The 26,858-nt window shown below is 67.7% G+C and carries 18 protein-coding genes and 2 tRNA genes; 7 read left to right on the top strand and 13 right to left on the bottom strand.

Going from position 1 to position 26,858, the window contains the following annotated elements:
* The first annotated feature begins 2 nt into the window (after positions 1 to 2).
* Complete coding sequence (locus DIE12_RS05065; protein WP_044843666.1) at positions 3 to 785, top strand: peptidylprolyl isomerase; 783 nt, start codon at positions 3 to 5, stop codon at positions 783 to 785.
* A 182-nt stretch (positions 786 to 967) separates the two neighbouring features.
* Here the strand turns inward: DIE12_RS05065 and DIE12_RS05060 are convergent, their stop codons facing one another.
* The 3 genes from DIE12_RS05060 to purL form a co-directional block, all read right to left on the bottom strand.
* Complete coding sequence (locus DIE12_RS05060; protein ID WP_124520076.1) at positions 968 to 2,137, bottom strand: acyltransferase; 1,170 nt, start codon at positions 2,135 to 2,137, stop codon at positions 968 to 970.
* A gap of 227 nt (positions 2,138 to 2,364) precedes the next feature.
* On the bottom strand, positions 2,365 to 2,907 hold the full coding sequence (locus DIE12_RS05055; RefSeq protein ID WP_124520074.1) for a GNAT family N-acetyltransferase: 543 nt from the start codon (positions 2,905 to 2,907) through the stop codon (positions 2,365 to 2,367).
* Complete coding sequence (purL, locus tag DIE12_RS05050) at positions 2,907 to 6,971, bottom strand: phosphoribosylformylglycinamidine synthase (RefSeq protein WP_124520072.1); 4,065 nt, start codon at positions 6,969 to 6,971, stop codon at positions 2,907 to 2,909. The genes DIE12_RS05055 and purL overlap by 1 nt, the downstream gene beginning before the upstream one ends.
* 342 nt (positions 6,972 to 7,313) lie before the next feature.
* Here purL and DIE12_RS05045 point away from each other — a divergent pair, with 342 nt between their 5' ends.
* The 3 genes from DIE12_RS05045 (at position 7,314) to pgi (ending at position 11,945) form a co-directional block, all read left to right on the top strand.
* Positions 7,314 to 8,615 carry an FAD-dependent oxidoreductase gene (locus tag DIE12_RS05045; RefSeq protein ID WP_124520070.1) on the top strand — a complete coding sequence of 434 codons (1,302 nt, stop codon included), beginning with the start codon at positions 7,314 to 7,316 and terminating at the stop codon, positions 8,613 to 8,615.
* A 50-nt stretch (positions 8,616 to 8,665) separates the two neighbouring features.
* Positions 8,666 to 10,210, top strand: coding sequence for an NAD(P)H-hydrate dehydratase (locus DIE12_RS05040; protein ID WP_124520068.1), 1,545 nt, complete (start codon positions 8,666 to 8,668; stop codon positions 10,208 to 10,210).
* 112 nt (positions 10,211 to 10,322) lie between these two features.
* Complete coding sequence (pgi, locus tag DIE12_RS05035; RefSeq protein ID WP_124520066.1) at positions 10,323 to 11,945, top strand: glucose-6-phosphate isomerase; 1,623 nt, start codon at positions 10,323 to 10,325, stop codon at positions 11,943 to 11,945.
* An 81-nt stretch (positions 11,946 to 12,026) separates the two neighbouring features.
* Here pgi and DIE12_RS05030 read toward each other — a convergent pair whose 3' ends face one another.
* A complete protein-coding gene (locus DIE12_RS05030; RefSeq protein WP_044843672.1) occupies positions 12,027 to 12,728 on the bottom strand; it encodes an ABC transporter ATP-binding protein in 702 nt (233 codons plus the stop codon).
* Here DIE12_RS05030 and DIE12_RS05025 point away from each other — a divergent pair.
* Complete coding sequence (locus DIE12_RS05025) at positions 12,727 to 13,401, top strand: arylesterase (protein ID WP_044843673.1); 675 nt, start codon at positions 12,727 to 12,729, stop codon at positions 13,399 to 13,401. The two genes, DIE12_RS05030 and DIE12_RS05025, sit on opposite strands and share 2 nt — an antisense overlap.
* 112 nt (positions 13,402 to 13,513) lie before the next feature.
* On the opposite strand, the gene DIE12_RS05020 is transcribed toward DIE12_RS05025, so the two are convergent.
* The 7 genes from DIE12_RS05020 to tig form a co-directional block, all read right to left on the bottom strand.
* Positions 13,514 to 15,448 (bottom strand): SurA N-terminal domain-containing protein, encoded by a 1,935-nt coding sequence (locus DIE12_RS05020; RefSeq protein WP_124520064.1) that lies wholly within the window; start codon positions 15,446 to 15,448, stop codon positions 13,514 to 13,516.
* Between the two features lie 320 nt (positions 15,449 to 15,768).
* A tRNA-Asp gene (locus DIE12_RS05010) sits at positions 15,769 to 15,845 on the bottom strand.
* A 23-nt stretch (positions 15,846 to 15,868) separates the two neighbouring features.
* Positions 15,869 to 15,944, bottom strand: a tRNA-Val gene (locus DIE12_RS05005).
* A gap of 205 nt (positions 15,945 to 16,149) precedes the next feature.
* Entirely contained in the window at positions 16,150 to 18,573 is a 2,424-nt protein-coding gene (gene lon / locus DIE12_RS05000) for an endopeptidase La (protein WP_044843675.1), read from the bottom strand.
* A 197-nt stretch (positions 18,574 to 18,770) separates the two neighbouring features.
* A complete protein-coding gene (gene clpX / locus DIE12_RS04995) occupies positions 18,771 to 20,042 on the bottom strand; it encodes an ATP-dependent Clp protease ATP-binding subunit ClpX (protein WP_006754177.1) in 1,272 nt (423 codons plus the stop codon).
* 164 nt (positions 20,043 to 20,206) lie between these two features.
* The gene (gene clpP / locus DIE12_RS04990; RefSeq protein WP_006496351.1) at positions 20,207 to 20,860 is read right to left on the bottom strand and encodes an ATP-dependent Clp endopeptidase proteolytic subunit ClpP; all 654 of its coding nucleotides are present in this window, start codon (positions 20,858 to 20,860) and stop codon (positions 20,207 to 20,209) included.
* Between the two features lie 140 nt (positions 20,861 to 21,000).
* On the bottom strand, positions 21,001 to 22,347 hold the full coding sequence (gene tig / locus DIE12_RS04985) for a trigger factor (RefSeq protein ID WP_044843676.1): 1,347 nt from the start codon (positions 22,345 to 22,347) through the stop codon (positions 21,001 to 21,003).
* A 375-nt stretch (positions 22,348 to 22,722) separates the two neighbouring features.
* Here tig and DIE12_RS04980 point away from each other — a divergent pair, with 375 nt between their 5' ends.
* Positions 22,723 to 23,868: a glycerate kinase gene (locus tag DIE12_RS04980; protein ID WP_124520061.1), complete on the top strand. Its 1,146-nt coding sequence runs from the start codon at positions 22,723 to 22,725 to the stop codon at positions 23,866 to 23,868.
* A 62-nt stretch (positions 23,869 to 23,930) separates the two neighbouring features.
* On the top strand, positions 23,931 to 24,380 hold the full coding sequence (locus tag DIE12_RS04975; protein ID WP_124486232.1) for a MarR family winged helix-turn-helix transcriptional regulator: 450 nt from the start codon (positions 23,931 to 23,933) through the stop codon (positions 24,378 to 24,380).
* Between the two features lie 229 nt (positions 24,381 to 24,609).
* Here the strand turns inward: DIE12_RS04975 and DIE12_RS04970 are convergent, their stop codons facing one another.
* A complete protein-coding gene (locus DIE12_RS04970; RefSeq protein ID WP_124520059.1) occupies positions 24,610 to 25,608 on the bottom strand; it encodes a 2-dehydropantoate 2-reductase in 999 nt (332 codons plus the stop codon).
* Between the two features lie 101 nt (positions 25,609 to 25,709).
* Positions 25,710 to 26,855 carry a helix-turn-helix transcriptional regulator gene (locus DIE12_RS04965; protein ID WP_124486230.1) on the bottom strand — a complete coding sequence of 382 codons (1,146 nt, stop codon included), beginning with the start codon at positions 26,853 to 26,855 and terminating at the stop codon, positions 25,710 to 25,712.
* Positions 26,856 to 26,858 lie beyond the last annotated feature (3 nt).

Raw genomic sequence — 26,858 nt, 5'->3', positions numbered from 1 at the left:
CGATGATCCTGAAATCCCCCCGCCTGTGGGTCGCGGCGGCTGCTTTTGCAGCGGCACCGGCATTCGCCCAGAACATCGCCGTCGTCAACGGCACGCCGATTCCGAAGTCGCGCGCCGATGCGATGGTCGCGCAACTCGTCCAGCAAGGCCAGACCGACAGCCCGCAACTGCAGCAGGCCGTGCGCCAGGAACTCGTGAACCGCGAAATCCTGATGCAGGAAGCGATCCGCGAAGGCATCCCGAACCGCCCGGACGTGAAGGCGCAGGTCGCCGTCGCGCAGCAGACGGTCGTGCTGCGCTCGATGATCGAGAGCTTCCTGAAGAAGAACCAGCCGACCGACGCGGAAGTGAAGGCGCGTTATGACGACCTCGTGAAGGGTGCCGGCGGCAATCGCGAGTATCACCTGCACCACATCCTCGTCGACAGCGAGCAGCAGGCGAAGGACCTGATCGCGAAGATCAAGGGCGGCGCGAAGTTCGAGGACCTGGCGAAGCAATACTCGAAGGATCCGGGCTCGGGCAAGAACGGCGGCGACCTCGACTGGTCCGACCCGAAGGCGTACGTGCCGGAGTTCGCGGCCGCGGCGCAGAAGCTGCAGAAAGGCCAGATGACCGACGCGCCGGTGAAGACGCAGTTCGGCTGGCACATCATCCGTGTCGACGACGTCCGCGACATCGCCCCGCCGCCGTTCGACCAGGTGAAGGCGCAGATCGCGCAGCAGCTCGTGCAGCAGAAGCTGCAGGCGTTCGAGGAAGGCCTGCGCCAGCAGGCGAAAATCCAGTAACGTCGGCGACGATCGCCCACGCGAAGGCCGCTCCCTGGAGCGGCCTTTTTCATGCGCGCTTGCAGTGCGCGCCGAAGCGCAACCAACGCGTCGCCATCGTCACACGTATCGCGATCGCCGGCCCGTGCCGGCACTCGCACTCGCGCCGATCCCGACGTCAACGCCAGCGCATGCACATCGCGCTACGCCTTCGCCGGCGCCGCCGATTGCGCACGCGCCCGGTCGGTTGCGAACGTCCTCGCGAGCACGCCGAGTACCGGCTGCTCGATCAGCCGATACGCACCTGCCCCAACCACGGCGACGAGCGCGAGACCGCCCGCGACGATCCAGTCCGCACCGACCTGCTGCCCCACGCCGTGCTTGAGCGCCGTCGCGACGGCCGCCACGACGAAGTTGTGCGTCAGGTAGATCGAATACGACGCGTTGCCCAGCAACACCAGCGCGCTGTCCGCGACCGGTCGCACGTGGTCGATCAGCACCGCGCCCAGCACCAGCAGGAACGCCGGACCGCCGTAGACGAGCGCACGCGGCGCATGACCCACGAACAGCTCCATCGGCGGATTGCCCACACCGTCCGCGCCGGCCAGCGCCGCGCCGAGCAGCCCGAGCACACCCGCGACGACCAGCATCCGGCCGGCGGCCAGCATCGCGGCGGGCGTCCAGCGATCGCGCACGACCGCATACGCCGTCGCCGCGACGATGCCGAGCAGGAATTCGCCGATCAGTTGCGCGCCGGTCAGCATCGTGACCGACGTCGGCGCACCGAGCAGGTGGCAGGCCACGCCGACCGTCAGGAAGGCGGACGCGAGAAACGGCAGCAGCAGGCGGCGCAAGCCGAGCGCGATCGCCATGGCGAATGCGAGATAAAAGTAGATCTCGTAGCCGAGCGTCCAGCCCTGCTCCAGAAACGGCCGCCAGATACCGTCCGGATTCGCCGCCGGCCACAACAGGTACGAGCAGATCAGGTAATGGAGCGTCGCGTGATGACTCTTCAGCACGAGATGCGCGCTCCACATCGCCACGAGCGCGGTGGTCCACATCCAGTACAACGGATAGATCCGCAGCACCCGCCGCTTCAGGAACCGGCCGGCCGCGGCCCATCCGGCCGCATCGCGGCGATGCGTATGCAAGATGATGAAGCCGCTGATCACGAAGAACAGGTCGACGCCCGCATTGCCGATCGCCGCGAAATTGCCCGTGTTGATCCATGCGGGCGCATGGTGATAGAGCGGCATCGCGGCGGCGAAATGCCAGAACGCCACCAGCAGCGCCGCAACGGCCCGCAGGATCTGGATCGAGTGCAGTTGCGCGCGCGCCTCGCCTGCGCGGCCGCTGTTGCTGTCCGAATTCATTTCGATGACTCCCGTTGACGCGGACACCGTAGCAAGGGCGGACGATCCGCTGCGTGTGCCGGATCACTGAAACGCGATTGGCCGGCGCGATTGCGCCGGTCGGCGGGCGGGACAGGAAGAATGGATGACGAAAACGGCGCTACGCAAAGAAAAAGCCGCGTCGAAGCGGCTTTTCAGTTCATTCGGTCGAGTCCGGCGAGATCGCACACGGCCGGCGCACCGAACCGTTACACCGGATGGAACACGTCGTGATAGCGGACGTCGCCCGATGGCCGCGGCGCGGTGTCATCGAATGCCAAGGCGAGGAAATGCTCGGGCGGCGCATCCACGAACACGAGATCGCCGGACGGCACGAAACCGAAACGCGCGTAGTACCCGGGATCACCGAGCACGACGCAGCCGCGCGCGCCGAGCCGGCGCAACGCGTCGAGCCCCGCACGCACGAGCCCCGCGCCGATGCTCTGGCGCCGGCATTCGGGCAGTACCGCGAGCGGCGCGAGCCCGTACCACTGCTGGCTGCCTGCCGGCTCGCCGCCGATCGAGACCGGCGAGAACGCGGCATGGCCGATCACGCGCTCGTCGCGCTCCGCGACGAGCGACACGCCGAGCGCGCCATCCGCGCGCAACGCGTCGACGATCCGCCGCTCGAACGCGCCGTGCTGCGGCGCGTCCGCGAACGCGGCCACGATCACGCGACCGATCTCCTCGACGTCGCTCGCGCGCTCATCGCGCAGCGTGACGATCTCGACCGGCGCGTGCGGATCGAACATCAGCCGATCCAGCGGCGTGCGTTGCGGAACACGCGCATCCACGGGCTCGCCTCGCCCCAGCCTTCCGGATGCCAGCTCATCGTGACCGTGCGGTGCACGCGCTCCATGTGCGGCATCAGCACCGAGAAGCGGCCGTCGGCCGTCGTGACCGACGTGATGCCGGCCGGCGACCCGTTCGGGTTGAACGGATAACGCTCGGTCGCTTCGCCGCGGTGGTCGACGTAGCGCATCGCGACCGCGACGCGATCGATGTCGCCCTGCTGCGAGAAGTCCGCATAGCCTTCGCCGTGCGCGACCGCCACCGGAATCCGCGAGCCTTCCATCCCCGCGAAGAAGATCGACGGCGACTTCTCCACTTCGACGAACGAGAAGCGCGCCTCGAACTGCTCGGACTTGTTGCGCGTGAACTTCGGCCATGCTTCGGCGCCCGGGATCATCGATGCGAGGCTCGACAGCATCTGGCAGCCGTTGCAGATGCCGAGCGCGAACGTGTCGGGGCGCGCGAAGAAGGCCGAGAACATGTCGGCGAGATTCGCGTTGAAGCGGATCGTCTTCGCCCAGCCTTCGCCCGCGCCCAGCACGTCGCCGTACGAGAAGCCGCCGCATGCCACCGCGCCCGCGAAATCGGCGAGCGTCGCGCGGCCGGCCAGCAGGTCGCTCATGTGCACGTCGTGCGCGTCGAAGCCCGCACGGTCGAATGCGTATGCCGTTTCGAGGTGCGAGTTCACGCCCTGCTCGCGCAGGATCGCGACGCGCGGGCGCGCGCCCGTCGCGATGAAGGGTGCTGCGATGTCGTCGGCCGGATCGAACGTGAGCACCGGCGAGATGCCCGGGTCGGCCGCATCGAGCAGCGCGTCGTATTCGGCGTCCGCGCAGGCGGGGTTGTCGCGCAGGCGCGCGATGCGCCAGCTCACTTCGCCCCATGCGCGATGGAGTTCCGCGCGCGGCGCGTCGAACACCTTCTTCGCGTCGCGGTACACCTCGATCACGTCGCGATCGTTGACCGTGCCGATCACGTGCGAGCACGCCGACAGGCCGAACTCGCGCAGCGCGCCGAGCACCGCGTCGCGATCGGCCGCGCGCACCTGCACGACGGCACCGAGTTCTTCCGAGAACAGCGCGCGCAGCGTGCGATCCTCGCGACGGCCGCTCGTCTGCTTCGCCCAGTCCTTCGCGTCGCCGTAGTCGGATTCGTGATTCGGGTCGAGGGTCAGCATGTCGACGTTCAGCGACACGCCCGCGTGACCCGCGAACGCCATTTCGCACACCGTCGCCCACAGGCCGCCGTCCGAGCGGTCGTGGTACGCGAGCAGCTTGCCTTGCGCGTTGAGCGACTGGATCGCGTTGAAGAAGCGCTTCAGGTCTTCCGGATCGTCGACGTCCGGCGTCGTGTCACCGACCTGCTGCGTGACCTGCGCGAAGATGCTGCCGCCCATGCGGTTCTTGCCGCGGCCGAGATCGATCGCGATCAGCACGCTGTCGCCTGCGTCGGCGATGCGGCGCAGTTGCGGCGTCAGGTGACGGCGCACGTCTTCGACCGGCGCGAACGCGGAGATGATCAGCGACACCGGCGACACGACTTCCTTCGCGACGCCCTGCTCGTCCCACTTGGTCTTCATCGACAACGAGTCCTTGCCGACCGGGATGCCGATCCCGAGCGCCGGGCACAGCTCCATGCCGATCGCCTTGACCGTGTCGAACAGCGCGGCGTCCTCGCCGGCCGTGCCGCACGCGGCCATCCAGTTCGCCGACAGCTTCAGCTTGTCGAGCGACGCGATCGGCGCGCTCGCGATGTTCGTGATCGCCTCGCCGACCGCCATGCGGCCCGAGGCCGGCGCGTCGATCACCGCGAGCGGCGTGCGCTCGGCCATCGTCATCGCCTCGCCCTTGAAGCCCGCGTAGTCGAGCGCGGTCACCGCGCAGTCGGCCACCGGCACCTGCCACGGGCCGACCATCTGGTCGCGCACCGACGTGCCGCCGACCGAACGGTCGCCGATCGTGATCAGGAACGACTTGCTGCCGACCGTCGGGTGCTTCAGCACGTCGACCGCGATTTCCGACAGGGCGACGCCCGTCACGTCGACCGGCGCGCGCTCGGTCGCGACACGCGTGACGTCGCGGTGCATGCGCGGCGGCTTGCCGAGCAGCACTTCCATCGGCATGTCGACCGGGTATTCCTCGACGCCCGTCGCTTCGTCGTCGACGAGCTTCAGCTGGCGTTCGTCGGTCGCGATACCGACCACCGCGAACGGGCAGCGCTCGCGTGCGCAGATCGCCTCGAAGCGCGGCAGGTCAGCCGGCGCGATCGCCAGCACGTAGCGCTCCTGCGCCTCGTTCGACCAGATTTCGCGCGGCGACAGGCCCGATTCCTCGAGCGCGACCTTGCGCAGTTCGAAACGCGCGCCCTTGCCCGCGCCGTCGACGATCTCGGGGAACGCGTTCGACAGGCCGCCCGCGCCGACGTCGTGGATGCTCAGGATCGGGTTTTCCGCGCCGAGCTGCCAGCAGCCGTTGATCACTTCCTGCGCGCGCCGCTCGATTTCCGGGTTGCCGCGCTGCACCGAGTCGAAGTCGAGTTCGGCCGTGTTCGCGCCGGTCGCCATCGAGCTCGCCGCGCCGCCGCCCATGCCGATCCGCATGCCGGGGCCGCCGATCTGGATCAGCAGCGAGCCGGCCGGCACGTCGTGCTTGTGCGTGTGCTGATCCGCGATGTTGCCGAGGCCGCCCGCGATCATGATCGGCTTGTGATAGCCGTGCACCTTCCCGCCGACGTTCTGCTCGTACACGCGGAAATAGCCGCCGAGGTTCGGGCGGCCGAATTCGTTGTTGAACGCGGCGCCGCCGAGCGGGCCGTCGATCATGATCTGCAGCGGCGACGCGATGCGGTCCGGACGGCCATACGGGCCGTGCTGCTCGTTCGGGTTGCGCTCGGCGACCGGCTGCGCCGCGTCGCGTGCGTTCTCCCACGACTGGCGTGCGTCCGGCAGGTCGAGGTTCGACACCGTGAAGCCCGTGAGGCCGGCCTTGGGACGCGCACCGCGGCCCGTCGCGCCTTCGTCGCGGATCTCGCCGCCCGCGCCGGTCGCCGCGCCCGGGAACGGCGAGATCGCCGTCGGGTGGTTGTGCGTCTCGACCTTCATCAGCGTGTGCGTGAGCTCGGTGTGGCGCCCGTAGCGCTCGCCCGGCTCGCCGGCCGCGCCTGCGTTGCGCGGGAACCAGCGCTCGGCTTCGGCGCCGACCATGATCGACGAGTTGTCCGAATACGCGACGATCGTGCCTTGCGGGCTCAGCTTCTCGGTGTTGCGGATCATCGCGAACAGCGACATGTCCTGCGCTTCGCCGTCGATCGTCCAGTTCGCGTTGAAGATCTTGTGGCGGCAGTGCTCGCTGTTCGCCTGCGCGAACATCATCAGCTCGACGTCGGTCGGGTTGCGTTCGAGCTTGCGGAACGCGTCGACCAGGTAGTCGATCTCGTCGTCGGCGAGCGCGAGGCCCAGCTCGACGTTCGCGCGCTCGAGCGCGGCGCGGCCGACGCCCAGCACGTCGACGGTCGCGAGCGGCTTGGCCGGCAGCTCGTCGAACAGGTGCTTCGCGTCGTCGCGCGCGGCAACCACGCTTTCGGTCATCCGGTCATGCAGCGCGGCTGCAACCGCGGCGCGCGCGTCGTCGGACAGCGCCTTCTTGCCGCCGAGCAGGCCCGACTTCAGCGTGACCGTGAATTCGACGCCGCGCTCGATGCGGCGCACCTGCGTGAGGCCGCAGTGCTGCGCGATGTCGGTCGCCTTGCTCGCCCACGGCGAAACGGTGCCGAAGCGCGGCAGCACGACGAAGGTCTCGGTCGTGCCCTTCTCGGCCGCCGGCTCGAACGGCGCGCCGTAGTGCATCAGCGCGTCGATGCGGGCGCTGTCGTCGGCCGACAGCGGCTCGGCCGCATTGACGAAGTGCAGGAACTGGCCGCGTACCGCGACGATGTTGGCGTCGATTTGCCTGAGCGTGTCGAGCAGACGGGTTTGACGGAAATCGGAGAGGGCCGAAGCGCCGGGAAAACACGAGAAGTGAGCCATGGGCTGGACTGACGTCGATGAGTCGCGCGAGGTGGCGACGTGGGGCGAAAGGAAGGCCGTAATTATACCCGGAAGTCGGTCATCCCAGACCGGCTGATCGGCACCCTGATCGGCACCCGTCACGCACCGCGACGGTGCACCGGCATCCACGGCGCCCGGCCGGCCGCCGGGCCGGCGTGCGCGGCCGCGGTGGCCTGTGACCGCAAGACGGCGGAATCGGATGGGGTTGCGTGGCACCGGTTCGCGCGATTTTGGCGCTATCATTCCCGGTTCACCGGGCCGGGGGCCCGTCAGCGAATTCTCACCGGGCGGCGTGCGCGCCGCCCGTCATCGAAGCAATCCATGGATGTCATCGTCATCGGCGGCGGAATCAGCGGCGTCGCCACCGCCTACCAGCTGCGCGCGGCCGGCCATCGCGTGTGCGTGGTCGAACGCCACGCGACCGTCGCGCAGGGCGCGACCTACGGCGACGGCGGCACGCTGCTGCCGAGCCCGCTCGACGTCTGGTTCGGCCCGACCTTCATGCGCCAGCGCCAGCCGCGCGACACCGGCATCGTCTACAAGCCGGGCTTCAACGGCGGCGTGCGCCGCTTCGTCAAGCAGCTCGCCGCGCTGCGCGAACCCGATGCATTCACCGCGCAGTATGCACGGCTGCGCCCGCTGATCGACGCATCGCGCGAGTCGCTCGCCGACATCGAGGCGCGCTTCCAGCTCGAATTCGAGCAGAAAGCCGGGATCCTGCACGTCGTGCGCGACCCGCGCGACTGGGAAGCGCTGCAGCCGGCGCTCGACCTGCTGCGCGCGCTCGACCAGCCGTACCGCGTGCTCACCGCCGACGAATGCGCGGCGCTCGAGCCGTCGGTGCCGGCCGAGCCCGGCTTCGCCGGCGGCGTGCTGCTCGAGAGCGAGCGCACCGGAAACTGCCCGCTGTTCGCGAAACTGGTCAAGCAGACGCTCGACGAGCACGGCGTGCAGTTCCGCTTCGGCGCGGACGTCGCGGCGATCCGCGTCGACACCGGCCGCGCCGCGATCGAGCTCGCACCGGCCGGCGGCCGGCACGCGAAGAAGGCGCACGAGGTCGACGTGATGGCGGCCGACGCGATCGTGGTCGCTGCCGGCGCCGGCAGCCTGCCGCTGCTAGAGCGGCTCGGCTGGCGGCTGCCGCTGCACCCGGTCCGCGCGCATACGCTGACCGCGCCGGTCGCGTACGAAGAACATGCGCCGCACCTGAGCGTCGTCGATTCGATCAAGCGGATCTCGATCACGCGCACCCACCAGCGGCTGCGCATCGGCGGCGGCGCCGTGCTGCAAAGCCTCGCCGACACCGCGAAGCCGCTCCCCGAGCCGCTGTCCGAAGCCGCCCTCGCGCTGCTCGGCCAGGCCGTCCACGACTGGGTGCCGGGCGCCGCGAAGATTTCCGCCGCGCTGTCGTGGCAAGGCACGCAACTGCTGTCGCCGGACGGCCTGCCGGTCGTCGGTCCGACCCCGCATCCGCGCGTGTTCGTCAATTTCGGTCACGGCCCTGCCGGTTGGGGCCTCGCGTGCGGGTCTGCTAAAGTGGTGACAGACTGTCTGGCCGGCGACACGCAGCAGTGGCCCGCCGACGCGCTCGCCGCGCTCAGCGCCGCGCGCTTCACGACCTGACCGCCGCGGGCCCGTCCCGGGGCGCTTCCTCCCGCCGCCATGACCCCGCGATGACGAATACCCGCCCGCTTCCCGATTCCGTCCCGCTCGCGCTGCTGCGCGTCGCCGACCTGCGCGCGGCCGAGGCCGCCGCGACCGCCGAACTGCCGCCGCACACGCTGATGGGCCGCGCGGGCGCCGCCGCCGCGCGCTGGCTGTCCGAACGGGTCGCCGGCGACGATCGCCCGGTCTGGTTCGCGGTCGGCCCCGGCAACAACGGCGGCGACGCGCTGGTGGCCGCCGCGCAGCTGCAGCAGCTCGGTGTCGCGACGCAGGCCTGGATGCCCGTGCCGGTCAAGCCGGACGATGCGCAATGGGCGCTCGGCCTCGCGCGCACGGCCGGCGTGCCGCTGTCGACCGAACCGCCCGCCTCGCTCGACGATTACGCCTGGGTCGTCGACGGACTGTTCGGCATCGGCCTCGGTCGCGCGCTCGACGGTCCGTTCGCCACCCAGGCCGCGCGCATCGCCGCGCATGCCCGACGCGGCGGCCGCGTGCTCGCGCTCGACGTGCCGAGCGGACTGGACAGCGACACGGGCCGGATCGTCGGCGCGGGCGTCGCGGTCGCCGCGACCCACACGCTCACCTTCATCGGCGCGAAACCGGGCCTTTACACCGGTGACGGCCGCGACCTCGCCGGCCAGATCGACATCGCGTCGCTCGACGTCGCCCCACCCGCCGCGCCGGCCATCGTGCTGAATGCACCGGCACGATTCGCCGCCGCATTGCCCGCCCGCGCGTTCGCGTCGCACAAGGGCACGTTCGGCAGCCTCGCGGTGCTCGGCGGCGACACGGGCATGTGCGGCGCGCCGATCCTCGCCGCGCGCGCCGCGCTGTTCGCGGGCGCCGGCAAGGTGCATGTCGGTTTTCTCGGCGCCGGCGCGCCGCCGTACGACCCGCCGTTTCCCGAACTGATGCTGCATCCCGCGGACGGCCTCGACCTCGACGCGATGTCCGCGATCGCGGCAGGCTGCGGCCTCGGCACGCGCGAGGCCGCAGCCACCCTCGTGCGCGACGTGCTCGCGCACGATGCCGTGACGCTGCTCGACGCCGACGCGCTGAACCTCGTCGCGACGCACGCCGACCTCGCGGCCGCCGTGGCCGCCCGCGGCACACGCGGCAATGCGTGCGTGCTGACACCGCATCCGCTCGAGGCAGCGCGGCTGCTCGGCAGCGACACGGCGTCGGTACAGCACGATCGACTGGCCGCGGCCCAGGCGCTCGCCACGCGTTACGCGAGCGTCGTCGTACTGAAGGGTTCGGGCACGGTGATCGCCGCGCCCGACGGCCGCCTGACGATCAACCCGACCGGCAATGCGGCGCTCGCCACCGGCGGCACCGGCGACGTGCTCGGCGGCCTGATCGGCGCGTTGCTCGCGCAACGCGTCGCGCCGTACGAAGCCGCACTCGCGGGCGTCTACCTGCATGGCCTCGCGGCCGATACGCTGACCGCGCACGGCACCGGGCCGGCCGGCCTCACCGCGGGCGAACTCGCGCCGATGGTGCGCACGCTGATCAATCGCCTTTTTTACCCGTCGCCGCGCGCCGACATGTAACGCCGCTATACTGAGTGCCCCCGCCGCACGGCGGGCCCGCTCGTCCGCCGGCCTTCCGATCCCGAGGCGCCGGCGCGGCATTCCTCCCGATTCACGCTTCACTCGAACCGCCATGACGCTGAATTCGCTCCCCGCCTGGACTGCCCTTCAATCCCACTTCGAACAAATCCGCCATGCACGGCTGCGCGACTGGTTCGCGCCGGAAAACGACCGCGCGCCCACCCGCGCCGAACGCTTCACGGTCCCGGGCGGCGGCCTTGCGGCCGACTTCTCGAAGAACCGCATCAACGACGACACGCTGCGCCTGCTCGTGCAGCTGGCCCGCGAAGCGGGCGTCGAAGCGCGCCGCGACGCGATGTTCGCCGGCGAGATCGTCAACCCGACCGAAGGCCGCGCCGCATTGCACACCGCGCTGCGCGCGACGGACCCGCACGCGCCGTTCCATGCGCAGGTCAACGCCGAGCGCGCGAAGATGGCGACCTTCGCGCGCGCCGTGCGCAGCGGCGCGTGGACCGGCTATACCGGCAAGCGCATCCGCCACGTGATCAACATCGGCATCGGCGGCTCGGATCTCGGGCCGAAGATGGTCGTGCACGCGCTGCACCATGTCGCGACGCCCGACATCTCGACGCACTTCGTGTCGAACGTCGACGGCGCCGATCTCGCGCGCGTGCTCGAACAGGTCGACCCGGAAGAAACGCTCGCGATCATCGTGTCGAAGACCTTCACGACGCTCGAGACGATGACGAACGCACGCTCGCTGCGCGACTGGTTCGTCGCGCGCGGCTGCCCCGAGGACGCGCTCGCGAAGCACTTCGTCGGCGTGTCGGCGAACCCGGCCGAAGTCGTGAAGTTCGGCATCGCCGCGGACAACGTGTTCGAAATGTGGGACTGGGTCGGTGGCCGCTATTCGCTGTGGTCGGCGGTCGGCCTGTCGATCATGATCGCGGTCGGGCCCGAGCAGTTCGACGAACTGCTCGCCGGCGCGAACGACATGGATCGCCATTTCCGTGAAGCGCCGCTCGAGCGCAACCTGCCGGTGCTGCTCGGCCTGATCGGCATCTGGTATCGCAACTTCTTCGGCTCGCAGAGCTACCTCGTCGCGCCGTATTCGGAAGCGCTGCACTACCTGCCGTCGTATCTCCAGCAGCTCGAGATGGAAAGCAACGGCAAGTCCGCGCGTCTCGACGGCACGTTCGTCGATTACCCGACGTCGGCCGTCACGTGGGGCGAGCCGGGCACCAACGGCCAGCACGCGTTTTTCCAGATGCTGCACCAGGGCCCGACGATCGTGCCGATCGACTTCATCGCGGTGCTGACGCCCGAGCATCCGCTCGCGAGCCATCATCCGAAGCTGCTCGCGAACTGCTTCGCGCAAAGTGAAGCACTGATGCTCGGCCGCACGCTCGACGAGGCGCGCCAGGTCGCCGGCCCCGGCAAGGAAGCGCTCGCGCCGCACCTGACGTTCCCCGGCAACCGCCCGACGACGACGCTGCTGGTGGACGCGCTGACGCCGCGCACGCTCGGCGCGCTGATCGCGCTCTACGAGCACAAGGTGCTGGTGCAGGCGACGGTGTGGGACATCAATCCGTTCGACCAGTGGGGCGTGGAGCTCGGCAAGATTCTCGGCAAGGTCGTCGAAGCCGACCTGTCGGCCGAGTCGGTCGATCCCGCGAAGCACGATTCGTCGACGACCGCGCTGATCGAGCGCGCGCGGGCAGCGCTCAAGCGCTGACGCGACGGCGTCGAACGCATGCCGGCCGCACCGGGCGATCCACCTGGCACCTGGCGCGGCCGGCAAAAATCCGGTCCCGCGCTATGCCGCGTGCGGTGCGACGATGCGTCCGGCGTCGATGGTGACCATCGTCGCGCAGCGCCGCGCGAGCTCGGGATCGTGCGTGACGAGCACGAGCGTCGCACCGTGCGTGCGATTCAGCTCGAACATCAGGTCGATGACCGCGTGGCCCGTGGCCGCATCGAGGCTGCCGGTCGGTTCGTCGGCGAACAGGATCGCCGGATGCGTGACGAACGCGCGCGCGAGCGCGACGCGCTGCTGCTCGCCGCCCGACAGCAGTTTCGGATAATGCGCGGTACGCTCGCCGAGACCGACCTGCACGAGCAGCGCGCGGGCACGATCGGCCGCGTCGCGCGCACTGATGCCGCCCTGCAGTTCGAGCGGCAGCATCACGTTCTCGAGCGCCGTCAGGTGCGGCATCAACTGGAACGACTGGAACACGAACCCGACCGCGCCGTTGCGCAGCGCGGCACGCTCGTCCTCGTCGAGCTGGTCGAGCGCGCGGCCAAGCAGGCGAACCGTGCCGCTCGTCGCGCTGTCCAACCCGGCAAGCAGGCCGAGCAGCGTCGATTTTCCCGACCCCGATGCGCCGACGATCGCGAGGCTGCTGCCGGGCCGCACGGCGAGCGTGATGCCGTCGAGGATCGTCAGCTCGCCCGTTGCATCGGCAACCCGCTTGCACACGTCATGGACTTCGATGATCGGATCGGTAATCTTGAACATGGACACGACATTCCGCTGGAAAAGGCGCGCGGCACTCGCCGCACTGCTGGGAACCCTGGCCGCAACAAGCATGCCCGCACGCGCCGCGACGGCGGCGGCCCCGACCTCGGGCCAGCCCGCGCTCGTCGTGCTCGGCGACAGCCTGTCGGCCGAATACGGGCTGCCGCGCGACACCGGCTGGGTTGCGCTGCTGCGGCAACGGCTCGCGACCGAGCGAATCGATTATAGCGTCGCGAATGCAAGCGTCAGCGGCGACACCACGAGCGGCGGCCGCGCACGGCTGCCCGCGGTGCTGCAACGGCTCAAGCCGTCGATCGTGGTCGTCGAGCTCGGCTCGAACGATGCGCTGCGCGGCGTGCCGCTCGCGACGACCGAGCAGAACCTGCGCGACATCATCGCCGATGCGCGGCAGGCGCGCGCGAAGGTCGTGCTGGTCGGCATGTACGTGCCGCCCAACTACGGGCCCGACTACACGCAGAAGTTCCATGCGGTCTATACGCGCCTGTCGAAGGAACTCGGCGTACCGCTCGTGCCGTTCCTGCTCGCCGGCATCGAGAACAAGCCCGAGATGTTCCAGCCGGACCAGATGCATCCCGCGCAGCAGGCGCAGGGCATCCTGCTCGACAACGTCTGGCCGGCGTTGAAACCGCTGCTCGGCAAGCCGCGCGGCTGACCTCGCGACTCGCCACCGCCGCAATGCAAAAAGCCCCGCTTCGAGCGGGGCTTCTTGTTGCTGCATGCGAAACCGTGAACGGCGCTTCGCTTGGTTGGCGCTGGGTCGTGGCTTAGTTGCCGCCGTCCTGCGACTGGCTCTGCGTGGTGCCGTACACCTTCACCTTCGAGCGGTCGCGCAGCGCGGCGAGATATGCTTCACCTTCGCTTTGCGCTTCGACCTGCGCCATCTGCTGCTGCGCGGCCGCGAGCTGTTGCGGATCGACGGCCGTACCCGCGATCACCGTGTTCACGCGATAGATCGCATAGCCGTCCGCACCGAGGTCGACACCGACGTACGCCGGCAGCGTCTTAGCATCGACCTTGTAGACGGCGCTCAGCGCGGCCGGCGTCAGACCCTGCGACTGCGTGCGCGACACCTTCTGCGCAGCCGCGAAGCCGTCGGCCGACTTCGACTTCTGCAGCTCGGCCAGCTTCGCCGCACCGTCCTTCTTCGCGAGTTCCGCAGCCTGCTCGGCAACGACCTTCTGACGCACGACGTCCTTGATCGCGTCGAGCGCGGGCACGGCAGCCGGCTTGTAGTCGGTCACGCGCGCCGAGATCAGCGTGTTGTTGCCCACGTCGATCGCCTGCGTGTTGTTCTGGCTCTTCACCGAATCGTTCGCGAACACGGCAGCGAGGAACTTCGGATTGTTCAGCGGGCTCGTCGGCGGCAGTTGCGGATTCGGCGTCGGCGTGACGGTGGCCGTCTGGATCGTCAGCTTGTACTTGTCGGCGGCCGGCTGCAGCGTCTTCGCCTTTTCATACACGGTCGACGTGAAGCCTTCCGCGTTGTCCGTGAATGCCTTCGCTGCGTACTGCTGCTTCAGGTCGATTGCGATCTGGTCCTTCACGTCCGCGAACGGCTTGACCACCGACGGCTTCACTTCCGTCGCCTTCAGGATGTGGAAGCCGAGATCCGACTGCACGACACCGCTCACGTCGCCCTGCTTCAGCGCGAACGCCGCATCGTCGAACGCCTTGCCGCCCGCCGTCGAGCCGCGCGTGATGAAGCCGAGATCGCCGCCCTTCGCAGCCGACGGCGCATCCTGCGAGCTCTTCTGCGCGATCTGCGCGAACTGGTCCGGATGCGCCTTCACGTCCGCCAGCAACTGCTCGGCCTTCGCCTTCGCGGCTGCCTTGTCGGCCGCGCTCGCGCTGCTCGCCGCGGCGATGAAGATGTGGCTCACGCGCACCTGCGCTTCCGAGCGGAAGTGCGTCGGGTTGTCGTCATAGAACTTCTTGATGTCCGCCTCGGTCGGCTGCGCGCTCGCGGCAGCGGCGGCCGGCGAATAGACGAGATACTGGATCGTCGCGGTTTCCGGCGTCGCGAAGCTTTGCTTGCGCGCGTCATAGTACGCGGCGAGCTGTGCGTCGGTCGGCTGTACCTTCGCCGCGTAGTCGCTCGTCTTCAGCAGCAGCGCCTGCACTTCGCGCTGCTGCGCGGCCAGCTCCGACAGGCGTTGCGCCGGGCCCTTCGGCGTGAACGCGCTCGCGATGATGCTCGCCGGAATCTGCTGCAGCGCGAGGCTGTAGCGCACGCGCTCCTGATACTGCTCGGGCGTCATCCCCTGGAACGACAGCAGCTGCGCGTAGCGTTCGACGTCGATCGAACCGTCGGGCTTCTTCAGCGACGCGATCATCGGGTCGCTCATCAGCGCATCGCGCACGGCGTTGTCGGATGCGGTCAGGTGCAGGCGTTGCGTCTCGTCGGCCAGCACGCGTTGCTGGATCAGGCCGTCGAGTACTTGCTTGCGATGTTCGGGCGTGTCGAACGCCTTGATGTCGAACTGCCCGCCGAGCGCCTGGCGCGCCTGGTCGACCTGCTGACGGAACGCGCCGTCGAATTCGACCCGCGTGATCTTGTGCCCGTTGATCGCCGCGACGTTCGCGCTGTCGTCGAAGAAGCCGCGGAAACCTTGGATCCCGACGAAACCCAGCCCCGGCAACACGATCAGGAGCAGGAGCGCCATCATCAGGCGCTGGTGATTACGGAAGAAATCGAGCATGCGTGACGGGAAAATTGGACAAAACGTCCGATATTACAACATACGGGGTGGCACGGGAGAAAAGCAGGTGCGCAACGCGCGGGCGCGATCAACGACGCAAATGAAAAAGCCCGCACGAGGCGGGCTTCTTCATTTTCTGGCGGAGCGGACGGGACTCGCCTACATCCTGCAGGCCGCGGCTGCGCGTGCACGCGCAGCCCTTCGCGTCCCGCCGGAAGCCGCGCAGGCGGCTTCCTCCACTCCGCAGTCACGCGCCCGCGAGCGGGCGCGATCAACGACGCAAATGAAAAAGCCCGCACGAGGCGGGCTTCTTCATTTTCTGGCGGAGCGGACGGGACTCGAACCCGCGACCCCCGGCGTGACAGGCCGGTATTCTAACCGACTGAACTACCGCTCCTTGGTCTGGCTGAATCGTGAAACTGGTGGGTGCTGAGGGGTTCGAACCCCCGACCTACGCCTTGTAAGGGCGCCGCTCTACCAGCTGAGCTAAGCACCCGTTTCCGATTCGTTCTGGCTGCGATCTGCGTTTCGGCATCAACAACCAGCGAGCCCGCAAGTTTAATTCATCCCCGATCATTTTGCCAAGCCCATGCGCAAAAATTTTTAACGCGCGACGCTACACACGATCCCGACGCGCATAAAAAAACCCGCGGACTCGCCGCGGGTTTCGCGAACCACCGTCAGCGACGGCGTTCAGGTTCTCAGTGCTTCACGACTTCCGTCGAACCGGCATCCTTGGCCGCCTCGCCGACCGGTGCCGCAGCCTTCGCCTCTTCTTCCGGCGGCAGCGGGGTCGGCGTACGTTCGAGCGCGAGCTCGAGCACCTTGTCGATCCAGCGGACCGGCACGATCTCGATCGCGTTCTTCACGTTGTCCGGAATGTCCGCGAGATCCTTCACGTTCTCTTCCGGGATCAGCACGAGCTTGATGCCGCCGCGATGCGCAGCCAGCAGCTTTTCCTTCAGCCCGCCGATCGGCAGCACTTCGCCACGCAGCGTGATCTCGCCCGTCATCGCGACATCGGCACGCACGGGAATGCCCGTCAGCACCGACACCAGCGCGGTCGTCATCGCACCGCCGGCGGACGGACCGTCCTTCGGCGTCGCGCCTTCCGGCACGTGGATGTGGATGTCCTGCTTCTCGAACGCTTCGTCCTTGATGCCCAGACGCCGCGAACGCGAGCGCACGACCGAACGTGCGGCCTCGACCGACTCCTTCATCACGTCGCCGAGCGAACCCGTGCGAATCACGTTGCCCTTGCCCGGCATCACCGCGGCTTCGATCGTCAGCAGGTCGCCGCCGACTTCCGTCCACGCGAGGCCCGTCACCTGACCGACCTGGTTTTCCTTCGCCGCGAGGCCGAAGTCGTACTTGCGCACGCCGAGGAACGTATCGAGGTTCTCGCCGTCGACCTTGATCGCGCCCGATGCCTTCTTCAGCAGCAGCATCTTCACGACCTTGCGGCAGATCTTCGACACTTCCCGCTCGAGCGAACGCACACCGGCTTCGCGCGTGTAGTAGCGGATGATGTCGCGGATCGCCTGCTCGGTGACCTCGATCTCGCCGTCCTTCAGACCGTTGTTCTTCTTCTGCTTCGGCAGCAGGTAACGCTGCGCGATGCTGACCTTCTCGTCTTCCGTGTAGCCCGACAGACGAATCACTTCCATCCGGTCGAGCAGCGGCGGCGGGATGTTCAGCGAGTTCGACGTCGCGACGAACATCACGTCCGACAGGTCGAAGTCGACCTCGATGTAGTGGTCGGCGAACGTGTGGTTCTGTTCCGGATCGAGCACTTCGAGCAGCGCCGACGACGGATCGCCGCGGAAATCCATGCCCATCTTGTCGACTTCGTCGAGCAGGAAGAGCGGATTGCGCACGCCGACCTTCGCGAGGCTCTGCAGGATCTTGCCCGGCATCGAGCCGATGTACGTGCGGCGGTGACCGCGGATCTCGGCTTCGTCACGCACGCCGCCGAGCGCCATCCGGACGAACTTGCGGTTCGTCGCGCGAGCGATCGACTGGCCGAGCGAGGTCTTGCCGACGCCCGGAGGCCCGACGAGGCACAGGATCGGCGCCTTGACCTTGTCCACGCGCTGTTGCACCGCGAGGTACTCGAGAATGCGTTCCTTCACCTTCTCGAGGCCGAAGTGATCCTCGTCGAGCACCTGCTCGGCGTTCGACAGATCGTTGTTGACCTTGCTCTTCTTGCGCCACGGCAGGCCGATCAGCGTGTCGATGTAGTTGCGCACGACGGTCGCTTCCGCCGACATCGGCGACATCAGCTTCAGCTTCTTGAGCTCGGCGTCGGCCTTCTTCTTCGCTTCCTTCGGCATGCGCGCGGCGTTGATGCGCTTCTCGAGTTCCTCGAGATCCGCGCCCTCTTCGCCTTCGCCCAGTTCCTTCTGGATCGCCTTGACCTGTTCGTTCAGGTAGTACTCGCGCTGGCTCTTTTCCATCTGGCGCTTCACGCGCCCGCGGATGCGCTTCTCGACCTGCAGGATGTCGATCTCGGCTTCGAGCTGCGCGAGCAGGTGCTCGAGGCGCTCGATGACCGGGAACATCTCGAGGATGTGCTGCTTCTGGTCGAGCTTCAGCGGCAGACGCTCGGCGATCATGTCCGCGAGACGGCCGGCTTCGTCGATGCCGGACAGCGACGTGAGAATCTCCGGCGGGATCTTCTTGTTCAGCTTCACGTACTGGTCGAACTGCGACACGATCGCGCGGCGCAGCGCTTCCGTTTCAGCGCTGTCGGCGTGATCGGGCTCGAGCGGCATCACTTCGCAGGAGAACTGCGTCTCCTGTTCTTCGATCGACAACGCCTTCGCGCGCTGCAGGCCCTCGACGAGCACCTTCACGGTGCCGTCCGGCAGCTTCAGCATCTGCAGGATGTTGGCGATACAGCCGACCTCGTACATGTCCTTTTCGGTCGGTTCGTCCTTGGCCGCGGTTTTCTGGGCGACGAGCATGATGTGCTTGCCGCCTTCCATCGCTGCTTCGAGGGCCTTGATCGATTTCGGCCGGCCCACGAAGAGCGGAATGACCATGTGCGGGAAAACGACGACGTCCCGCAGCGGCAGCAGCGGGAGCGTGATGCGTTCCGGCGGGAGAAGTTGGGTGCCTGACATTTCATTTCCCCATGAGTGGAATCAATTGTTCGGTAATTGAGGCCGCCACAACGAATTGCAAGCCTTCAAGTGCGGGAAATATTCGGTAAGAAAGTAACCACCGCGTGTCGAGTCAGAGTTACCCACAAGATAAACGAAAAAAAGCCGCCCACGATCTCATGAACGGCCTTTTTCGCAGAACATCGTCGGCAAGCCGGTCAGTTCGAACCCGCCACCTTCGGCGTGTCCTCATAGATCAGCAGGGGTTTGCCGTCGCCATCGATCACGTTCTCGTCGATGATGACCTTGCTGACCCCTTTCATCGCCGGCAGCTCGTACATCACGTCGAGCAGCGCCTGTTCGATGATCGAACGCAAGCCGCGCGCGCCGGTCTTGCGGCGGATCGCCTTGCGGGCGACTGCCTGCAACGCGCCCGGCCGGATTTCCAGCTCGACGCGCTCCATCGCGAACAGCTTGTGATACTGCTTGACGAGCGCGTTCTTCGGCTCGACCAGGATCTTCATCAGCGCGGCTTCATCGAGCTTGCCGAGCGTCGCGACCACCGGCAGACGGCCGATCAATTCGGGGATCAGACCGAATTTGATCAGGTCTTCCGGTTCCGTTTCGCGCAGCACTTCGCCCGCGTCGCGTTCCTGCTTGCTCTTGACCGTCGCGCCGAAGCCGATGCCCGTCTTTTCGGTGCGATCGGTGATCACCTTCTCGAGGCCGTCGAACGCGCCGCCGCAGATGAACAGGATGTTGGTCGTGTCGACCTGGATGAAATCCTGGTTCGGATGCTTGCGGCCACCCTGCGGCGGCACCGACGCCATCGTGCCCTCGACGAGCTTCAGCAGCGCCTGCTGGACGCCCTCGCCCGACACGTCGCGCGTGATCGACGGGTTGTCCGACTTGCGGCTGATCTTGTCGATTTCGTCGATGTAGACGATCCCGCGCTGGGCCTTGTCGACCTCGTAGTTGCAGTTCTGCAACAGCTTCTGGATGATGTTCTCGACGTCCTCGCCGACGTAGCCGGCTTCGGTCAGCGTCGTCGCATCGGCGATCACGAACGGCACGTTCAGCAACCGCGCGAGCGTCTGCGCGAGCAGCGTCTTGCCGGAGCCCGTCGGGCCGATCAGCAGGATGTTGCTCTTCGACAGCTCGACGTCGTCCTTCTTGTCGAGATGCTTCAGGCGCTTGTAGTGGTTGTACACGGCCACCGCGAGGATCTTCTTCGCACGCTCCTGGCCGATCACGTACTGATCGAGGATGTCGCGAATTTCCTGCGGGCTCGGCAGATCCGACCGGGACAGGCTGGCCTCGACGCCGGCGGCAGCCGCCTCGTCGCGAATGATCTCGTTGCAGAGGTCGATGCACTCATCGCAGATGAATACCGACGGGCCCGCGATGAGTTTCTTCACCTCATGCTGGCTCTTCCCGCAAAACGAGCAATACAACAGCTTCTCGCTGTTCGAACCTTTTTTGTCCGCCATGAATGTAGAGCCTCCGGACAGGTAGATGACATGATACGCCGAATGCTCCGAACGCCGCGCCTAGGGCGCGACCGGAGTCGGCTGGATGCGCTTGCCGCAGATGCTCAGGGCACTCGGGACGTTGCAGGGGCGCCGCGCAAATCGGGGCGGCACCCCACTTAAGCTCACGGGCGCTTCAGCAGCACCTGATCGATCAGCCCGTAAGCCTTCGCGTCCTCGCTCGACATGAAGTTATCACGGTCGGTGTCGCGCGCGATGCGCTCCACGTCCTGGCCCGTATGCTGCGCGAGCAGGTTGTTCAGCCGTTCCTTCAGGTAGAGGATCTCGCGTGCCTGGATCTCGATGTCGGACGCCTGGCCGCGTGCGCCGCCGAGCGGCTGGTGAATCATCACGCGCGAGTTCGGCAGCGCGAAGCGCTTGCCCTTCGCGCCCGACGCGAGCAGGAATGCGCCCATGCTGGCCGCGAGACCCATGCACAGCGTCGACACGTCCGGCTTGATGAACTGCATCGTGTCGTAGATCGCCATGCCGGCCGACACCGAGCCGCCCGGGCTGTTGATGTAGAGGCTGATGTCCTTGTCGGGATTCTCGCTCTCGAGGAACAGCAATTGCGCGACCACGAGGTTGGCGGTCTGGTCGTTCACTTCGCCGACCATGAACACCAGGCGCTCCTTCAGGAGACGCGAATAGATATCGTACGAACGCTCGCCGCGGCCGCTCGTTTCGACGACGATCGGCACCAGCCCCAGCGCTTGCGCCTCGAAACCCTGCGGCGCGTTCGAAGCAAGCATGTCCAGCAATTCAGCGCGAGTGATCATTCAATGAACCTTGTTCGAATGGAAAATTGAACGGAGGGAAGCCGCCCGCTCAATCGCCATATTAATGGCAACCGTGCGCTTGACGTAAAAACGGCGTGCGGGCCGTCGCTCCGACAGCCGGCACGCCGCTAGAGCAACACTTACGCTTGCGCCGATGCGCTCGCGAGTGCCTCGAAGCTCACTTCCTTGTCCGTCACCTTTGCCTTGCCCAGCACGAAGTCGACGACGTTGCTTTCAACGACGAACGCTTCCATCTCGGCGAGGCGCTGCTGGTTCGAATAATACCAGCGGACCACTTCCTTCGGGTCTTCGTAGCTCTTCGCGAACTCGTCGACTTCCGCGCGGATCTGTTCCGGCTTCGCTTCGAGGCCGTTCGACTTCACGAGCTCGGCCAGCACGAGGCCCAGCTTCACGCGACGCTCCGCCTGCTCGGCGAACATCTCGGCCGGGATCGGTGCGTCCTTCGCGTTCGGCACGCCGCGCTGCGCCAGATCCTGGCGAGCCATTTCGACGAGACGTTGCTGGTCTTGTTCGATCAGGGCCTTCGGCACGTCGAGTTCGGAAATCTTCAGCAGCGCGTCCATCACCTGGTTCTTGACGATGGCTTGCGTGCGACGCTTCGCTTCGCGCTCGAGGTTTTCCTTGATTTCGGCGCGCATCTTCGTCAGGTCGCCGTCTTCGATGCCGAGCGACTTCGCGAATTCGGCGTCGATTTCCGGCAGGTGCGGCCATTCGATCTTCTTCATCGTGACCGTGAATTGCGCCGTCTTGCCCGCCACGTCCTTGCCGTGGTAGTCGTCCGGGAACTTCAGCTCGAACGTGCGCTGTTCGCCGGCCTTCAGGCCGAGCGCCGCCGTTTCGAATTCCGGCAGCATGCGGCCTTCGCCGAGCACGAACGGGAAGTCTTCGGCCGTGCCGCCCTGGAACGCGACGTCGTCGATCTTGCCGACGAAGTCGACCGTCACGCGGTCGCCGTTCTTCGCTGCGGTGTCCTCACCGCCGTCGCCGTGCTCGCCGGCTTCGCCACGAGCGTGGTAGTGCACGCGCTGCTTGCGCAGGATGTCCAGCGTGCGGTCGATTTCGGCGTCGCCGATCGACGTCGTCGAGCGCTCGACTTCAGCCGTCGCCAGATCGCCGATCTTCACTTCCGGGTAGACCTCGAACGTCGCGTCGAACGCGTACGCATCTTCAGCCTGTTCCTGCTTCGGCTCGAAGCTCGGCTGGCCGGCGACGCGCAGGTTTTCCGCGCGGCTGATCGTGAAGAATTCCTGGCCGATCTTGTCGCTCAGCACTTCCGCCTCGACCTGACCCGAGTATTGCTGGGCGACCATCTTCAGCGGCACCTTGCCCGGGCGGAAACCCGGCATGCGAACGTTCTTCGCGAGTTTCTGGATACGGGCGTCGATTTCCTTCTGCACGGTGTCCTTCGGCAGGGAAATCGTCACGCGGCGTTCAAGCTTGCCGAGGTTCTCAACAACGTTAGCCATGGCTTCAATCGTCCTAAAATTATTCGAGCGAATCGGGTTTTCCTTGCCGTGCCTGCCTGCGGCGTGAGGTGCGTCTCACGCACACGCCGCGCCGGAGCGCCACGCCATCCCTGCACGCGCCGGATGGCTAGCGCAAGCGGCTCGGAGCACGGCTTTGGCCGGAAGAATCGACTATTCTAGCAAACAATCTTCCTCATACCGCCAGATCGGCACGACAACCGTGCGCACCCGCGGTGCCGCCCGCTCCCGCGCGCGGATCGCCGCTATGCCGAACGCCGTATCCACCGCGGGCCCACCATCCTGTAAGCTCCGATTGAAGGTACGCCGCGGCCGCGGCCGCCATTCTTCACACCAATCACGCCTTCCGGAGACACCATGCCGCAACACCCGTCCGCGCCTGTCGTCGTCATCGCGCCCGATTCGTTCAAAGGCTCGCTTTCCGCCGAGCAGGTCGCGGACGCGATCGCCACCGGCATCCGCCGCGCCCGGCCCGATGCGGTCGTGCGCCGCTGCCCGATGGCCGACGGCGGCGAAGGCACGCTCGACGCGATGCTGGCGGGCGGCGGCACGCGGCGCACGCTGCAGGTGGCCGGCGCGTCGCTCGCCGCACGCGATGCGGCGGTCGGCGTGATCGACGCGCGCACCGCGATCGTCGAGACTGCCGAGATCGTCGGCATTACCGATGCGGTCGGCATGAGCGTGCCGGTCGACGCGCGCAGCACGCGCGGCATGGGCGAAGCGATCCGCACGCTGCTCGACGAGGGCGTGCGCCGCTTCTTCGTCGCGCTCGGCGGCAGCAGCACCAACGACGCGGGCGCAGGGTTGCTCGCGGGCCTCGGCCTGCAATGCTTCGACGCGGCCGGCCAGCCGGTCGAACCCGTGCCGGCACGACTCGCCGACATCGCGCGGATCGACGCGGCGGGGCTCGATCCGCGCCTGCAGGACGCGGAATTCATCGGCATGTCCGACGTCGACAACCCGCTGACGGGCGCGCATGGCGCAACCGCGGTGTTCGGTCCGCAAAAGGGCGTGACGCCCGCGCAGGTCGCGACCCTCGACGCCGCGCTCGGCCATTTCGCCGACCTGCTCGAGACCGCGCTCGACCGGCGCTGCCGCGACCTGGCCGGTGCCGGCGCCGCGGGCGGCCTCGGCTTCGCGCTGCACATGCTCGGCGCGCAGTTCGAAGCCGGCGCGGAAGTCGTCGCGCGGCAGGTCGGGCTCGATGCGGCACTGGCCGGCGCCGACTGGCTGATCACCGGCGAAGGCCGCTCCGACGTGCAGACGCTGCACGGCAAGGCGCCGTTCATCGCGTGCCGCCACGCGCGGGTCGCGGGCGTGCCCGCGTCGCTGCTGTCGGGCGCGGTCGACCCGGCCGCACTGCCGCGCCTGTCCGAACACTTTTCCGGCTGCTTCTCGCCGGCGCCCGGCCCGATCACGCTCGACGTCGCGATCCGCGACGCGGCGAACCTGCTCGCGAACGAAGCGGAACAGTTGACACGGCTGAAGTACGGCGCACACTGACCGTTGACCCGAGCGCGCGATACAGGAACAATCGGGCCCGCCCTTTTTCTTCAGGATTCGACATGAAAGGCCGACAAGCCGGGCTCGACCAGTTTCTGACCTATCGCCTCCATGCGCTCGCGAAGCGATCCGACCGCGGGATCGCCGACGTGTACCGGCACAAGCTGGACATCTCGCTGCCCGAGGCGCGCGTGATCGCCGCCGTCGGCGCCTTCGGTCCGTTTTCGATCATGGATCTCGCGCGCCACACCAATCTCGACAAGAGCCAGGCGAGCCGCGCGGCGGAAGCGCTGCTGCGCCAGGGGCTGCTCGAGCGAAGCGCGAGCGAGGAGGATGGCCGGATCGTGCTGATCGCGCTGACCACCGACGGCCGCGCGCTGCATCGCAAGATCATGCCGATCGTGCGCAAGTGGAATGAAGGCTTGCTCGCGTGCCTGTCCGACAGCGAGCGCCAGACGTTCGAGCGGCTGCTCGACAAGGTGGTCGCGAGCGCGATCGAACGCGACGACTGAACCGCTTGGCGGGCGTAGTCGGCGCCGCCCCTATCGCGAAGGTGCGGCATGGGCTGCAATCGCTGCGGCCGCGCACATGTTTCAGGCGCCTGCCGCTTTACCCGGATTTATTCGGATGAATCCCGCGGGCCGCCCGAGTCGCGCAAGCGTGGGCGGCGGCCCGGGCGACCGCTCGCCGTTTCGTCATTCTTCCCTGCATGCCGGCCATCGCCGCCGCGCTCTCCCTCCGCTACAGCCCGCTGTTCGCCGCACGCTGACGCAGCAACCCCAGCACCGCGTCGCAATACGGCGTCGGCACGCCGAGCTTGCGCCCCAGTTCAGGAAACACGCCGAGGATCGGCCCGATTTCCAGCGGCCGCCCGGCCTCGAAATCCTGCAGCATCGATGTCTTGAACGCGCCGAGCTTGCGCGTCACGGCAATCCGCTCCGGCCCGCTCATCCCCGCATCGAGGCCGAGCTTCGCGCCGATCGCGGCCGCCTCCTCCATCATCCGCAACGCGAGATCCCGCGTGAACGGATCGTCGAGCAGCTGCTCGGCGGTCGACCCCGTCAGCGCGCTCAACGGATTCATGTTCATGTTGCCCCACAGCTTCGCCCAGATCTCGGTGCGGATCGCCGGCGTCGACTCGACGTCGAAGCCGCCCGCGGCAAGCGCCGCCGCGAACCGCGCGGTCGGCGCGGCGAGCCGATGGTCGGGCGAGCCGACGATCAGGCGGTTGCCGCGGCCGCGGCGCACGACACCCGGTGCATCGGTGCTCGACGACAGGTGCACGACGCAGCCGATCGCCTGTGCGGGCGGCAACGCCGCCGAGACTGCACCCGCCGGGTCGACCGCGTCGAGCGGCACGCCGTCGAGCGGGCCCGCGAGCCCGTGCGTGAACCACCACGGCAGCCCGTTCATCGCGGCGACGATCACCGTGCCGGGCCCGACCAGCGGCGCGATGCGCGCGGCCAGCGCCGGCAGCGCCTGCGCCTTCAGCGCGATCACCACGTAGTCCTGCACGCCGAGCGCAACCGCGTCGTCGCTCGCGCGCACCGGGACCGACGACATGACGCCCGCCTCGTCGATCACGCGCACGCCGTGCGTGTCCAGTGCATCGAGCGTCGCACCGCGCGCGAATGCGCTCACCGTCATGCCGGCCCGCGACAGCGCGGCCGCGAGCAACCCGCCGATCGCGCCGACACCGACCACCGCCACGCGCACCGACCCTGAATTCGTGTCGTTCATGATGGAAATCCGTCTACCGGGAGCTGACGAGCATAACGCTCAATGGTTGCGGATACAACCATTCGTGCCAGCACCCGCATGCCTGTGCCGGCACGAACGATTCAGCGCGCCGCGCCACCTGCCTCCACCGGCTCGTCGTCGGTCGGGCCGCCCGTCGCGCCGAGCACGCCGGCGATCTGGCTCTTGTCGTGCATGCCGAGCTTGCGGTACGCGCAGCGCAGGTAGTGACGCACGGTCGTCGGCGAAATCGCCATCTGCTGCGCGACCTCCTTGTGCGAACGGCCGGCACCGTAATAGCGGATCGCCGCCAGCTCTCGCGGACTCAGCCGGTCGAGCAGCGAGCGCGGCCGCGCCTCGATCTGGAACAGTCCCGCGACGGGCACGCACTGGATGCGCAACGCATCGCCGATGAACGGCTGGCCCGACTGGCGCCGCACGTGCGCGACCAGCGGCTCCGGTACGCGCGGGCCCGTCCACGCCGGCCATTCGGTGCGCAGCACGTCGTCGAAGCCGTGATCGGCGTGATGCAGCACGCCGAAGTTGTCGCACAGCGCGCGCGCCGCCGGCGCCACCGCGTCGCCGCGCTCGCGCGTGAGCTGCGCCGCGCGATTGATCGTCAGCGCGGCCGCCAGATGCGGGATCACTTCCTCGAAGCGGCTCGCGTCGTCGTCGCTGAACGGACGGTTCAGGCCCTGGCGGTAGATCGACATGAACGTCGTCAGCCCGAAGCGGCGGTCGAGCGTACACACGCACATCAGTTGCGCCAGCCCGTACTTCACGCACCAGTCGCGAAACCGCGCGTCGAACCCGGGCTCGACGACCGACAATCGCACCGCGCGACCGTGCGCGCCGAGCAGCGTGCGCTGCGCGAGCGGATCGCAGTCGCGCACGCGTTTCCAGTCGCTGAAGAACGCATGCGGCAGACGGTAGAGGAAACTGTTGTGCATCACGGGGCCGGTCGGCACGTGCGTCGCGACGCCGGTCCACGCGGCGTCGAACGGGATGAGCCCCTGCAGCAGCGAAAAGAAGCGGCACTCGAATTCGCCGATGCCCGACTGCGCGGCGAGCGCGTACAGATCGAGCAGCATCAGGCCGAGTTCGCGCCGCGCCGCGTCGCCGCGGGTCACGCCGTCGAAATCGGCGCGGCGCGGCGGCAGCGGCGGCCAGGCGGATTCCTCGAGCACGATCGCGGCCGGCACGTCGCGCAACGCGTCGAGATCCTGCCCGATATCCGTCGTGATCCTCACCTT

This window comes from Burkholderia sp. Bp9015 (assembly GCF_003853505.1).
Lineage (GTDB): Bacteria > Pseudomonadota > Gammaproteobacteria > Burkholderiales > Burkholderiaceae > Burkholderia.
The sequence above is the reverse complement of the archived record's forward strand: the minus strand, read 5'-3'. Positions and strand labels throughout refer to the sequence as shown.